The 14,029-nt window shown below is 50.9% G+C and carries 11 protein-coding genes; 8 read left to right on the forward strand and 3 right to left on the reverse strand.

The features are described from left to right. Positions 1-95 precede the first annotated feature (95 nt). From JRJ22_RS07105 to JRJ22_RS07135, 7 genes are all read left to right on the forward strand, one after another. Positions 96-1,502 carry an ABC transporter substrate-binding protein gene (locus JRJ22_RS07105; RefSeq protein ID WP_206103837.1) on the forward strand — a complete coding sequence of 469 codons (1,407 nt, stop codon included), beginning with the start codon at positions 96-98 and terminating at the stop codon, positions 1,500-1,502. 103 nt (positions 1,503-1,605) lie between these two features. Continuing rightward, complete coding sequence (locus tag JRJ22_RS07110; RefSeq protein WP_206103838.1) at positions 1,606-2,496, forward strand: carbohydrate ABC transporter permease; 891 nt, start codon at positions 1,606-1,608, stop codon at positions 2,494-2,496. A 24-nt stretch (positions 2,497-2,520) separates the two neighbouring features. Further along, complete coding sequence (locus JRJ22_RS07115; RefSeq protein WP_408637870.1) at positions 2,521-3,357, forward strand: carbohydrate ABC transporter permease; 837 nt, start codon at positions 2,521-2,523, stop codon at positions 3,355-3,357. Further along, the gene (locus tag JRJ22_RS07120) at positions 3,357-4,733 is read left to right on the forward strand and encodes an arabinan endo-1,5-alpha-L-arabinosidase (protein ID WP_206103839.1); all 1,377 of its coding nucleotides are present in this window, start codon (positions 3,357-3,359) and stop codon (positions 4,731-4,733) included. Before JRJ22_RS07115 ends, JRJ22_RS07120 begins: the two co-directional genes overlap by 1 nt. Positions 4,734-4,776: 43 nt before the next feature. Beyond that, positions 4,777-6,252, forward strand: a complete 1,476-nt coding sequence (locus JRJ22_RS07125; protein ID WP_206105018.1) for an alpha-N-arabinofuranosidase — start codon at positions 4,777-4,779, stop codon at positions 6,250-6,252. Positions 6,253-6,274: 22 nt separating this feature from the next. After that, the gene (locus JRJ22_RS07130; protein WP_206103840.1) at positions 6,275-7,237 is read left to right on the forward strand and encodes a glycoside hydrolase family 43 protein; all 963 of its coding nucleotides are present in this window, start codon (positions 6,275-6,277) and stop codon (positions 7,235-7,237) included. Between the two features lie 182 nt (positions 7,238-7,419). Then, positions 7,420-8,100: an SOS response-associated peptidase gene (locus JRJ22_RS07135; RefSeq protein ID WP_206103841.1), complete on the forward strand. Its 681-nt coding sequence runs from the start codon at positions 7,420-7,422 to the stop codon at positions 8,098-8,100. A gap of 91 nt (positions 8,101-8,191) precedes the next feature. Here the strand turns inward: JRJ22_RS07135 and JRJ22_RS07140 are convergent, their stop codons facing one another. Continuing rightward, the gene (locus tag JRJ22_RS07140; protein ID WP_206103842.1) at positions 8,192-9,046 is read right to left on the reverse strand and encodes an AraC family transcriptional regulator; all 855 of its coding nucleotides are present in this window, start codon (positions 9,044-9,046) and stop codon (positions 8,192-8,194) included. A 259-nt stretch (positions 9,047-9,305) separates the two neighbouring features. Continuing rightward, the gene (locus JRJ22_RS07145; RefSeq protein WP_206103843.1) at positions 9,306-9,836 is read right to left on the reverse strand and encodes a hypothetical protein; all 531 of its coding nucleotides are present in this window, start codon (positions 9,834-9,836) and stop codon (positions 9,306-9,308) included. 212 nt (positions 9,837-10,048) lie between these two features. Here JRJ22_RS07145 and JRJ22_RS07150 point away from each other — a divergent pair, with 212 nt between their 5' ends. Further along, positions 10,049-12,718: a YhgE/Pip domain-containing protein gene (locus JRJ22_RS07150; protein ID WP_232381058.1), complete on the forward strand. Its 2,670-nt coding sequence runs from the start codon at positions 10,049-10,051 to the stop codon at positions 12,716-12,718. Between the two features lie 216 nt (positions 12,719-12,934). Here the strand turns inward: JRJ22_RS07150 and JRJ22_RS07155 are convergent, their stop codons facing one another. After that, entirely contained in the window at positions 12,935-13,909 is a 975-nt protein-coding gene (locus JRJ22_RS07155; protein ID WP_206103844.1) for an aldo/keto reductase family protein, read from the reverse strand. Positions 13,910-14,029 lie beyond the last annotated feature (120 nt).

A 14,029-nucleotide genomic window follows, 5' to 3' on the forward strand; every position in this document is an offset into this window, starting at 1 on the left:
CAAGGTAGCTTGAACTAACAAAACCGCAACCAAACGGTTACTAGTTCTTCTATATAGCATGGCAATTGTTCACAACATTTCTAGGAGGGGTTACATTGTTAAAGAAAAAGGGCTGGTTAACATCAATGTCTTTAGTCCTGGCGGCTTCAGTAGTACTTGCAGGATGCGGCGGTAACAACAATGCATCATCTAACGACACAGCAGCAACTAATGCTGGAAACACTACAAAAAAAGAAGCAAGCAGTGATTCCAAAGAAACCAAGAATCTTACATTTATGTTCAGAGGCGGTACAGATGAGCAAAAGGCTTATGAAGGCGTAGTTAAGCAATTCGAAGCTGATCATCCGAATGTGAAGGTAAAGATCATTGTTACCGCAGCTGACCAATATGCCACCAAACTTAAGGCATCCATCACAGGCAACAGTGTACCGGATGTATTCTATTTTGAATCCGGTGACCTTAAAGCATATGTAAACAGCGGTGTGTTGTTGGATCTGACCAGCTACATTGAAGGTAACTCCAACATTAACCTCGACAATATTTGGAAATACGGCGTAGACTTGTACCGCTATGACGGTAATATGGCTGGTCAAGGCAACATTTATGGTATGCCAAAAGACGTTGGTCCTTTCGCACTCGGTTATAACAAAACAATGTTTGAAGCAGCAGGCATTCCGCTTCCTGACAAAGATAAACCGTACACTTGGGATGAATTCATTAAGGTTGCTAAGCAGCTGACCATTGACAAGGATGGAGACGGCAAATTGGATCAATTCGGTGCCGGCTTCAACGTAAACTGGGCTTTGCAAGCGTTTGTATGGAGCAATGGAGCTGACTGGATCGACTCCACCAAAACTAAAGTAACTATTGATGATCCGAAATTTGCTGAAGCACTGCAATTCTTTGCGGATATGCAGAACAAATACGGGATTACGCCTTCCACGGAACAGGCTCAGACACTGGATACCTACCAACGCTGGATGAAAGGCGAAATGGCTTTCTTCCCTGTAGGTCCTTGGGATATGAGTACTTATGAGAAATTGCCTTTCGATTATGACCTGATTCCTTACCCAGCAGGATCTACGGGTAAATCGGCTACATGGACCGGCTCTCTTGGTATCGGCGCATCGGCCAAAACTAAAAATCCGGAAGAAGCAGTTGAACTGATCAACTACCTGACAGCCTCCAAGGAAGGTATGGACGCTCTTGTGAAAGCAAAAGTACAGATTCCTAACCTTGTAGACATGGCAACTGAATGGGCAGCTGATACAACTACAAAACCAGCCAATAAAGAAGAGTTCCTGCAGATTGTTGAAGATTACGGCAGAGTGCTTCCAGGTCACTACACTTATAATGCTGAATGGTACAACCTGTTCTTCACCGATATTCAACCTGTTATCGATGGTAAGGTTACAGCAGCTGAGTATGTGAAATCCGAACAGCCTAAAATGCAAAAATTGCTGGATAAAGCGATTGAGCAAGAAGCAAAATCCAAGAAATAAGATTCTTTAAACCCTGCATTATCCCAGAAAAAGTGATGTTGGCCTTCAGGCATTCCTTGGCCGGCATCACTTTTATCTGATATCCGAATTTGAGGTGATCACAATGATAACTAAGTCGAACCTCTACCGGAAGGAAAAAATCTACGGATTTTTGTTCATTCTTCCTCCGCTACTGGGTCTGCTGATCTTTACTTTGTATCCGATGATTTATTCCATCTATGGTTCATTTACGGATTGGGATGGTCTCGGACAAATGAGTTTTATCGGGTTGAGTAATTTTAAGGATCTGTGGACCGACGAGCTGTTTCATAAAGCCCTGTTCAATACACTCTTCATGATGCTGGGAATTCCTATCGGGATCGTTCTTGCCCTTTTGCTGGCGCTTGGACTTAACCGTGGTGTACCTGGTACGACAGCATTCCGGGTTATTTATTATGTTCCTGTTATTTCATCCCTGGCTGCTGTATCCATCATGTGGAACTGGGCCTATAACGGTGACTACGGGCTCGTCAACCAATTTCTCGACCTGTTCGGCATAACCGGGCCCAACTGGATGGCGAACAAATTCACCGTCAAGCCGGCACTAATAATTATGGCAGTCTGGAAGGGTGTCGGATACACGATGCTGCTGTATTTGGCGGCATTGCAGAGTGTATCGAGATCCTATTATGAAGCTGCTGAACTCGACGGCGCAAACGGCTTCCAGGCTTTCTGGCATATTACCTGGCCGATGGTGCGTCCGGTTACCTTCTTTATCATCGTTACTAATATTATTGGAGGATCGCAAATCTTTACCGAAATGAACATTATGACCCCAACCGGCGGACCGGAATATGCTTCGGCTTCTGTCGTGTTCTATATCTGGCAAAAGGCTTTCGGCAACTTCCAGATGGGTTATGCTTCCGCAATGGCGGTTGTTCTAGGCGTGTTTATATTTGTCGTGACTCTTATCCAATTCAGAATGAACGAGAAGCAATCGTTCGATGTTGATTGATATGAGAGGGAGGAGCGAATAAATATGAAGAGCAGAAGAAGAATTACCAATACAATCATATTCATTTTGTTATTAATCGGTGCGGTATTCATGATTGGACCGCTGTTATGGATGCTGTCCACATCGCTGAAAGACAAGCAGGACGTCTTCGCCCTGCCGCCTGTGTGGATTCCGAATCCGTTTCAATTCGGCAAATACAAGGAAATCTGGGAAGCGGGACCGTTGCTTAGTGGTATCAAGAACAGCGTGATTATTGCCGTTTCGGTAACGGTAGTGGGGACGTTTACCTCATCTCTGGCAGCATTTGCTTTTGCCAAACTTAAATTCCCGGCTAAAAATAAAATTTTCCTGTTGATGCTGTCTTCTTTGATGATTCCTTATCCGGCGGTTATGATTCCGCAATTCTTCATGTTCTCCAAGCTGGGCTGGGTAGATACCCTGCTTCCGCTGATTGTACCGGGATTGTTCGGAAACATCGTTATGATCTTTTTCCTGCGGCAATATCTCAGCAGTGTACCAAATGCTATTATCGAGGCCGCAAAAATCGACGGAAGCTCCTACTTCCGGCTGTATAGCTCTATCACCTTCCCGCTGATCAAACCGGCAGTAGCCGCACAGCTGATTCTGTGGTTCATGGGCATCTGGAATGACTATCTGTCACCGATAATCTATCTGAATTCACCGGAGAAACAGACCCTGCAGCTGGTCATTGCCAACTTTAATGCAACCTATGCGATCCAGACGGATTATCCGCTAATCATGGCAGCCTCTATTATTGCCCTGTTGCCAATGCTGATTATCTTCCTCGTCTTCCAAAAGCAGATTATCGAATCTGTAGCCATTTCGGGGGTTAAAGGCTAATGAGTACGCCACCGGTTCATCCTGAAGGACAAGAAAATCAATTGATTTTCCCGCAAGCTCCAGGGGAATTGAAGTTGTATGATACCTCAATTCTTGAGGTGGAGGCGGAGTGGGGGGTTCATAATTCTCATGATCCGGGAATAGTGAAGACCCCTGAAGGATATTATGTTTTCTCTACGGATGTAAAAGTCGGAGGAGACCTGGTACCCGGAGTGATGGTCCGCAAATCTAAGGATCTGATTCACTGGAACTGGGTGCATTATGCGCTTCCGGGAATCCCGCAGATTGCGCAGGACTGGGCAAATGCTAAAAATCTTTGGGCACCTGATGTAGTGGAGTACCAGGGTAAATACCGGATGTATTATTCCGCTTCTTCCTTCGGCAGCCGCCAGTCGCTGATTGGGCTGCAGACCTCAGATTCTATTGAAGGCCCCTGGACAGATGAAGGGGTGGTCATCCAGACCCGTGAAGAGGATCCTCTGAATGCGATTGATGCGAATGTAGTAAATGATGCGGAAGGCCGGATGTGGATGGTTTATGGTTCTTTTTTCGGCGGAATACATATTATTCAGCTGGATAAGGAATCGGGCAAACCGATTTCCGGGGGCTTTGGCCAATTGCTGGCCGTCCGGGATAAGGTTACTGAAGACGGGGCAGTTGAAGGACCATACATTGTTTATAATGAACAGTTTAAGAAATATTATCTGTTCGTCTCCTATGACTCCCTCTTCGAGGATTACAATGTCCGCGTCGCCCGTTCCGACTCGATCACCGGCCCCTACGTGGATATTCATGGCCGTGATATGAAGGATAGTTCCTACATGCCTCAAAATGAGGTCGGCCTCAAAATCCTTGGCGGTTACCATTTTGGTGAAGATCCGGGATGGATTGCTCCTGGCCACAACTCTGTCTTAAATGATGACGGAACCTACTTTATGGTACACCATGCACGGGGCGGAGCTGATAAGTACTGGCCTTATCTACATGTACGTAAAATCCTATGGACGGAGGACGGGTGGCCTGTAGTTTCACCGGAGCGTTATGCAGGCGAGAAGGAGCAGGATATCCCTGCACATCATATTGCCGGGTCTTGGGAACGGATTATTCATGACCCTGCCGTTGACGGGCAGATTGGGTCGGTAACCCATAGCCTTATGGCAGGCGGTGAACTATGGAGCGAGCAGGGTTCAGGGCAATGGTATTTTGACGGACAACGATCTTTGACCCTGCTCTGGAACGATATCCCTGAAGGTGAAGGGCGCACTGAGAAGGTGCAGCTTCTTCCGTCATGGGATTGGGAGAAGCACAGAGCAACCCTAGTATTTACCGGTCTGAATGACAAGGGCCTCGCAATCTGGGGAAAAAGAAACTCCTAAAGCTAAATATACCGGGAGTGAAGAAAGGATGGAGAAGAGAACGATGACTGAGGCTCAGTTGAATGCTGGAGTGAGCAAAAGCAAGATCAGCCGGCATATATACGGGCATTTCGCCGAGCATTTAGGCAGATGCATCTATGAAGGCTTATGGGTAGGCGAAGATTCACCAATCCCTAATACTGACGGCATTCGTAATGATGTTGTCGAGGCGCTAAAAAAGCTGAACATACCGGTGCTTCGCTGGCCGGGCGGCTGTTTTGCCGATGAATATCACTGGAAAGACGGAATTGGCCGGAGGGAAAGCCGCAAGCGGATGGTAAACACCCACTGGGGCGGTGTAGTCGAGAACAACCATTTCGGAACGCATGAATTTTTCCGCCTGTGCGAGCTGCTGGAATGCGAGCCTTATATTTGCGGCAACGTTGGCAGCGGCACGGTTCAGGAGATGTCGGAGTGGGTCGAGTATATGACCTTTGACGGCGAATCCCCGATGGCTGCCTGGCGGCAGGAGAACGGGCAGGAGAAGCCATGGACGCTGAAATATTTCGGAGTCGGTAATGAGAACTGGGGCTGCGGCGGCAATATGCGTCCGGAATATTATGCTGACTTGTACCGGCGTTATCAGACCTATGTCAGAAACTATGGCGACAACCGGCTCTACAAGATTGCCGGAGGAGCGAATGTGGATGACTACAATTGGACGGAAGTCGTGATGCGGGAAGCGGGCAAAATGTTGGACGGCCTCAGTCTGCATTCCTATACGATTCCAGGCAGTTGGGAAGAGAAACGTCTGGCGCTCGGGTTCGATGAAGCCGAATGGATCGAAACGATGCAGAAATCACTTCATATGGACGAACTTATTACCCGCCACTCGGAGATTATGGATAAATATGACCCAGAGAAGCGGGTAGGATTGATTATAGATGAGTGGGGAACCTGGTTCCTGAGCGAGCCGGGAACAAATCCGGGCTTCCTCTACCAGCAGAACACACTAAGAGATGCACTGGTTGCAGGCATTCATTTGAATATTTTCCACAATCACAGCGACCGCGTATACATGGCGAACCTTGCCCAGATGGTCAATGTACTGCAGGCGCTGATTTTGACGGAAGGCGACAAACTGCTACTAACACCTACCTATCATGTATTTGAGATGTACAAGGTACATCAGGATAATGAACTGCTGGAAGTAGCGTTCGAAAGCCCGCTCTACACTTACGGCGGGGTAACAATACCGCAGCTTAGCATTTCTGCCTCCCGAGACTATCATGGCAAAGTTTATGTCTCGATCTGTAACCTTAGCCATGAAGCAGATGCCAGCCTTAGCTTTATTATCAATGGGCTTCAAGCCGGCAGGGTATCCGGACAGATCCTGACCCACACAGACTTAGGTGCACATAATACGTTCGAATCGCCTGAGACTGTAGTTCCATCAGCCTACGAGGATGCGGAGCTGGCAGATGGCGTACTGAGCTGTGCCCTTCCACCAGCGTCTGTTGTTGTACTTACACTAGAATAGTTAGACCAAAGGAGCTACTAATATGAGCACGAACAAAGAATACAGCAATCCGCTTGTGGAGCAGCGCGCGGATCCTTGGGTATACAAACATACAGATGGTTATTACTACTTTACTGCTTCTGTACCGGAATACGACCGGATTGAGGTTCGCAGAGCGGAGACGATTGAAGGACTAAGAGAAGCAGTACCGGTTGTTGCATGGCGTAAATATGAAACAGGGCCGCTTAGTGCGAATATCTGGGCTCCCGAAATCCATTACATTGCCGGCAAATGGTATATCTATTTCGCTGCCGCCCGGACCACAGAAACTAATGACGGACTGTTCGATCACCGGATGTTCGTACTCGAGAATGAATCGCCGAACCCTCTGGAAGGCAGCTGGACCGAGAAGGGTCAGGTAAAGACAGCCTGGGAATCTTTTGCCCTGGATGCGACCACCTTCCAGCATAACGGTGTCCTTTATTATGTATGGGCGCAGAAGGATCCGGAGATTCCGGGGAACTCCAACCTGTACATTTCTGAAATGAGTAACCCCTGGACCCTGACCGGCCGGCAGACTATGATTGCCACGCCGGAGTATGAATGGGAAAAGATCGGATTCAGTGTGAACGAAGGAGCAGCCGTCCTGAAAAGAAATGGCCGGATATTCATTAGCTTCTCGGCCAGTGCCACCGATTACAACTACTGCATGGGTCTGCTGACCGCAGATGAGACCAGTGATCTGCTGGATGCCGCCTCCTGGAGCAAACATCCGGAGCCGGTATTCAAGACGAATGTGGCAACCGGGCAATACGGCCCCGGACATAACAGCTTCACTGTCAATGAGCTAGGCGAAGATGTACTCATCTATCATGCCCGCAATTATAAGGAAATTACCGGAGATCCGCTGTATGATCCAAACCGCCACACCCGTGCCCAGGTACTGGGCTGGAACGAAGACGGCACACCAGATTTCGGTGTACCGGTGAAGGACAGCCGGATGTAGGTTTCAATGTAAGACAGGACTAATATATACAGGAACAGCGGCAGTCATGGACTAGGAAGTCCTTGGCTGCCGCTTTGTTGTAGTTAGTTTGATTTCGTTGATGAAATTATGTCGAGATATTATTCATGAATAATTTTCCTCCCCATACAAACACTAGGCAAAAAAAGGGAGGCTGATGCTTCATGTGTCAACGTTTTTCTATGGCTGCGGAGCTGCCGGAGGTTCAGGAGCATTTTCAGATCGATCGTGTGATGTACTACTATAAAAACCGCTACAATATTAGTCCCACGCAGTATACGCCAGTGGTGCTACAGCAGAACGGGGTACGGATTCTTGATGAATTTCGCTGGGGATTTATTCCCTATTGGGGAAAAGACGCAATCAATGCGGATCTCAGGAATGTGCATCAGAATCCGAGCTACCGCAAAATGGTGGACAAGCAGCGGTGTGTGATCCCGTGCAACGGGTTTTACTATTGGAAAAAAGAAGGCAAGAAGGAATATCCGGTGCGGGTGGTCATGAAGAACGGCAGTATGTTCGGGGTGGCCGGTCTGTACGAAATTTGGCGGGATACTCGCGGGGAACCGCTCCGCACTTGTACCCTGGTCATGACGGATGCCAACCCGCTTATTGGGGAATTTGAGAGCCGGATGCCGGCGATTCTGTCCCTGGAGAACATGGCCCGGTGGCTCGATGAGAATACGAATGATCTGGATGCCCTTGATCCGATTCTGCGTCCTCATGTGACAGAAGAGATGCACGCGTATGCGGTGACGCCATTGATTGATAATGATGAGCATGACACCGATGAATGCATCCGGGAGATGGATCTGAAGCGGCCGCTCGTTAAACGCTTATATTAAACAGCCCAAATCATGAAGCGGTAAAAATTAATAATGTCCCTGCTACCCTTGAATAGGGGCGGGGACATTTTTTGTTACAGCAGTCAGCTCCTTACTCATAAAACAGCAGCCGCTTGGCATAGGCATTCCGGAAATCGGTTGGCGTCAAGCCGACGATTTTCTTGAAGGATTTCATGAAATTATGGCAGTCCTTATAGCCGAGCTGCAGCGAGACTTCGCTGACATTCTGATTGGTGTCGGAGAGAAGGAATTTCGCCAGCTCCATTTTTTGCTGCAGAATATATTGCTTCAACGAAATGCCCGAAATCGTCGTGAAGAGGTGAGAAAGGTATTTTTCGTTGTAGCCAAAATAAGCGGCGATCTGCGACACCTTGATATGCTCGCTCCGGCTCCATTTAATATAGTCTACGATGTCGTTATACAGCTGCTCTTGCTTCGTTTTTTTGACCGGGTTATGTTCATTGTGGAAGACCTGGTTGTACAGTTCGCACAGAATGACTGTCGCCATATAATTGTTCAGTGTTTTCTGATTATAGCCGCGGACCGAATCCTGCAGCTGCTTCATCATGACTATGATCTTCTCGAGACTCTTCAGGGTTCCGTACTGGGGGAGCAGCAGCTTGTTGTCTTCCTTGTTCTGTGTGTGCCCGGTGACATCGGTGATTTTGATTCCGTCCGGGGACTTGAAATGGAGCCAGTAAAAACTGCAGTTGGAAGATTTATATCCATATTGCTTAGTGTTTGGGGGAAGCAGCAGATACTCTCCCTTGGAGACGGTAAAATGCGTTTGGTCACCCGCCAGGTAAAGTACATCTTCAGTCATAACAATCAGCTCATAATCCGATAGAATCCGGCTCAAGTGAATCCAATCGGATGAAGGGGCGGCGAATTTGCCTGTGATATCAAAATCAACCGGCCTATCTACCATCAGCTCAAACGCAACCATACGCATAACCCCTTTTTTCTGTCTTTAATACACTTCTTGTTACCCCTATTATTAAGGAAAGAGTATTTGAAGTAAAGCGCTTACTCCTTTAATTTTGAATTTGTAGAGAAGGGTTACGCGGTATGCCCATACACTAATAAAAAACGCTTCTGTCCCAACCATGGGCGTCGATTCATTCAATAATTAATCAGGGGCTACCCCGTAAGTAGATGATACTACTACGGGATAGCCCCTGTTCACTGATTTATAAAATTTATGTTTATGGAGTGTACTGCTGCACAATTGAAGTGATTTCACCGTTCTCAATTGTCAGGTGGTAAGGCGACTGGCTAAGGTCAAACACATCAGTTTTGGCGAACTCTGCAGCAAATTTCTGTAAGCTAATGCTTTCGTTCCAGCTGATGTCGAGATCCTCAATCTTGCCGGTATGGTCGTAGATTTGCATGGTTACTGCGGCGTTGTCCGCTACCTGATATGTGGTCAGCTGATTGCTGTCATTCACGATATAGTAATCATCCAGCGCCCCGCCGATTTCTGCAGCGGCTTCCGGCTCCCGCTCGGCAAAGACACGGTCGGCATCAGCACCTTCATACCATTCAATAGGATCGGCTGTTAGCGTTAGCTTGCCGTCAGCATCCGGGTGAAGCGCGTTAATGTACACGGTAAGGTGTTCGGTCTTTGCTCCGCCCTGCGCTTCTGCACGCGTTCCTGCTGTACTTGCCGTAGTGACGAGGGAAAGGAACAGCAGAACCAGCACAGGCAGTAAATACATGGATTTTTTAGTAAACATCTTTCGTTTTCCCCCTTGGCATGATTTGACACGGAATTTCGCCGATACTCTTTCTTTACCCTCCGCTATATTTCTCAAACGGGGGATGTACCCTTATTAACGTAATTTCGCCGGAAATGTTGCAAAAGATTTTGCGTATAGGCCGGTTTGTAAAAAGAAAACTTCCAGGGCATATTAAAATATCCAAATAACACCTCGGAGGTGCCTGGCAGGTGGCAAACCTATGGCGGATTTATATGAATGATTGGCGGAATCTATTCAAGGTTCCTGTAGCAGTGCTGCTGATTATTGCCCTTATCCTGCTGCCTTCTGTCTACGATTGGGTGAATGTCGCTGCGGTATGGAACCCTTACAGCAATACCTCCGGCATCCGGATTGCTGTATCTAGTCTGGATGAAGGGGCTAAGGTTCAGGGCAAGAGCCTCAATATCGGGCAAGAGGTGCTGGCCAGCCTGCGGAACAACCATTCGCTGGGCTGGACTTTTACGGATTCCGCAGCAGCCGTGGCTGGTGTCCAGCGCGGGGATTATTATGCCAGCATTGTCATCCCTGCTAACTTTTCGAGGCGGATGGCGGGAATTCTGGAAGGGAAGCTGGTCAAGCCGGAAGTGGAGTATACCGTCAATGAGAAAATAAACGCAATCGCTCCAAAGATTACGGATAAAGGGGCATCGGCGGTCACATCGCAGATCAGTGAGAAGTTCACGGAGACGATCAGCAGTACCGTGCTAACCGCCTTGAGCGCGATCGATCAGGAATTTCAGTCCGAGCTGCCGGTTATTCGCAGGGTGGAGCAGGGCTTGTTCAAGCTGGAGGCCAGCCTGTCGGAGATAGATCAGGCGGGCAAGCTGGTGTTGAAGCTGGAGCAGCGTTGGCCGGAAATCACTTCATCTGCTGAACGGATTGCCTCCCTTCAGGATAAGCTGCCGGCTGTAGAAGAGGCAGGTGCGGCGGCGGAGATGCTCGACGCCCATTGGGGGCAGATCAGTGAAGCCGCCACCCGCCTGCAGAACCTGGAGAGCAAGCTGCCGGAGCTGGAGCGCGCCGCCCAGCTTGTCACGGAGCTGGACAGTCATTTCGGCCAGGTGGAGGATGTGCTGGACCGGGCTTCCGCAAGACTGGCGGAAGCCGGTTCGGTGGTAAAGACGGCGGCGGAGGCACTGCCGCAGGTGGACCGGTTGGCTGCCGCCACAAGCAACTTCGGCCAGGAACTGGAGCAGTTCCTGGAGCGCAGCAGCACGGCTTTTGCGGCCATCCCGGAGGCCGTGCAGCAGAATCTCTATCTGCTGCAGCAGACCGGGGACGCGGCAGCGCAGCTTGCCGCGCAGCTGCAGGCCGGCGCCGGGCAGCAGCGCGCAAGCCAGCTGGAGCTGGCTTCAGCACGGCTGGCTGCGGGCAGCGATGCGCTCGCGCACACCGCCGCGCTGCTCGGCGCCGTGAATACGCTGGCGCCCGGGACCGTGGGCGCCGGCGAGCTCCGCGCGCTGAGTGAAGCCCGCGCGCAGTATGCCGCCGCCGCTTCGCAGGCCGGCGGGCTGGCGGTCGCGCTGCAAGGCGGCGCCCGGCCGGATAGCGCCGGGCTGTCGCAGTTCAGCTTTGCCGCCGGGCAGGGCATGAGCATGGTGGGCGGGCTGATCACGCGCTTCAGCGCGGAGACATTGCCCGCCGTGACGGACAAGCTGCAGCGGCTGACCACGGCTGCCAGCACGGCCGCCACTGCGCTGCAGCAGGCTCCGCAGCGCCTTGCCGCGCTGGACACGATGCTGGCTGAAGCCGGGAATGTCATCCAGTCGGGGCAAAACGGCCTGGCTGGGCTCCAGCAGAACCTGCCGGCCATCCGCCAAGAGGTACATGCGGCGGCAACCGGGATCACGGACAACATGGGGACGTTCGATACCTTCGTTACCGAGGTGCTGCCGCGGATCCAAAGCGGGCTTCCTGCCGCAGGCACTGCGGTGCATGAGGCAGCCGAATTTGCCCGCAAGGATCTGCCTGCAGCGGAGGAGAAGTTCCGCACGGCTGCGGATCTGATCAGCACCGGCCTGCCGCGTGCCGGCAAGGGGGTCGAGCATGCCGCAACGCTGGTGCGGGAGGATCTCCCCACGCTGGAGACAGCGGTCCGCAAAGCGGCGGATACCCTGCGTCAGATCAAGGAGGAAGTGAATCTGGAGGAAATCGGGCAGCTGCTTGGCGGGGACATTAAGAGCAAAAGTGATTTTTTGGCCAATCCGGTTGTACTCACGGAAAATAAACTGTATCCGATTCCCAATTACGGCTCGGCAATGACACCTTTTTATGTTGTGCTTTCTCTCTGGGTAGGAGGAACGCTGCTGATCTCGCTGCTGCGTACCGGAGTGGACACCGGGGGAAAGAAATACCTGGGGTATGAGCTGTATTTTGGCCGTCTGCTGACCTTTCTGACCGTAGGCATTCTCCAGGCGCTAGTGGCTGTGCTTGGGAATATCTTTATCCTGAAATGTTATGTGGCGGATAAAGTAGGGTTCGTTCTCTTCGCGGTGCTGATTAGCATCGTGTTCGTGACTATCGTATTTACGCTGGTGTCTGTATTCGGCAACATAGGCAAGGGGATAGCCATTGTGTTTATGGTGCTGCAATTCTCCAGCTCCGGAGGAACGTTCCCGGTCAGCACGACCGGGCACTTCTTTCAGGCGCTGAATCCGTTCATGCCGTTCACCTATGCCATCAGTCTGCTGCGGGAGGCTGTGGGCGGAATCGTGCCGGAGGTGGCAATCCGCGATGCGCTGCTGCTCCTCCTCTTCGGTCTGCTGGCCCTGCTGCTGGCGCTTACCCTGCAGAAGCCGCTGGCACCGTTTATCCGCAAATCCGCGGAGCAGGCCGAGAAGTCGAAGCTGATCTCGTGAGGGAAAATAAGCGGGCGCAAGAATCAAAGGTAAAAATCCCTTTGATTTGGCCGAAACGCCAGCCGGCGTGTGAACCCGGCTGCAAAAGAACTTACATAGAACAGGGAGTCCCGAATGACACGGGACTCCCTGTTTTATTGTCAATATGTGCAGGCAGAAAACCCTGCTTATCCAGCAGCCTCACAAGTGAGGAATTCCTTACGCCGGCCATGCGGTTTATCTCGCCGGGGCAAAGTCAGCCACCTGGGCGAGGATGCTGTCGATGGTCTCCAGCGTTTCCGGCTGGAGCACGATTTCAACAGCCCGGGCATTTTCTTCCACCTGGCCGGGCTTGCTCGCTCCAATCAGCGCCGAGCTGACACCGGGCTGGCGGAGAACCCAGGCCAGGGCCAGCTGCGACAGCTTCACGCCGAGACCGGCGGCGAGTTCATCCAGCTGGGCGACAACGCCCAGCACATCGTCGCGCAGATAGCTGCGGATAACGCCGTTGACCGAGTCGTCGGCACCGCGGGTGCCTGCCGGAGCCTGCTGGCCCGGCTTATATTTGCCGGTCAGGATGCCTTGCGCCAGCGGCGAGAAGACCACTTGCCCAAGTCCGGCCTGCTTGGACACTTCAAGCACTTCATGTTCGATGTAGCGCTCGAACATGTTATAGATCGGCTGATTTGCTGCAAGCGGACGCAGATTCAGCCTGCTGCTGATGCCGCTGGCGCTCACGATCTGCGCTGCGCTCCACTCGCTGACAGCGGAGTAGAGAATTTTCCCCTGGGCCGTAAGGTCATCCAGTGCACGCAGTGTTTCTTCCAGCGGAGTCTCATGATCAAAACGGTGGCAGAAATAAATGTCGATGTAATCGGTGCCGAGACGCCGCAGGCTGGCTTCGCATTGCTCCATGATGTGCTTGCGTGACAGGCCGCGGTCATTCACACCGTCCCCCATAGGGAAGAACACTTTGGTGCTCAGCACATAATCCGAGCGCTTATACGGACGAAGTGCGGCTCCGATCGCTTTTTCTCCTTCTCCGCGGTTGTATGCGTTGGCAGTGTCAAAGAAATTGATACCGCATTCAAAGGCTTTGGCTACACAAGCATCGGCTGCCTGCTGCTCTGCCGCCGTTCCGTAAGTCAGCCAGCTCCCAAGCCCGATCTCGCTGACCTTCAGCCCCGTATTGCCAAGTCTTCTATACTTCATTTAGCTTCATTCCCTTCTTTTTCGTAGGATTGGTGTTTCGAAATATTCAAGTTAATACTATCACAACTCCATAGTTTTTCGGGAAGCTGTGAATGTGTGCAAATGGTGAAACTTACTAAT

The sequence above is a fragment of the Paenibacillus tianjinensis genome, assembly GCF_017086365.1.
Taxonomy (GTDB): Bacteria; Bacillota; Bacilli; order Paenibacillales; family Paenibacillaceae; genus Paenibacillus_AQ; species Paenibacillus_AQ tianjinensis.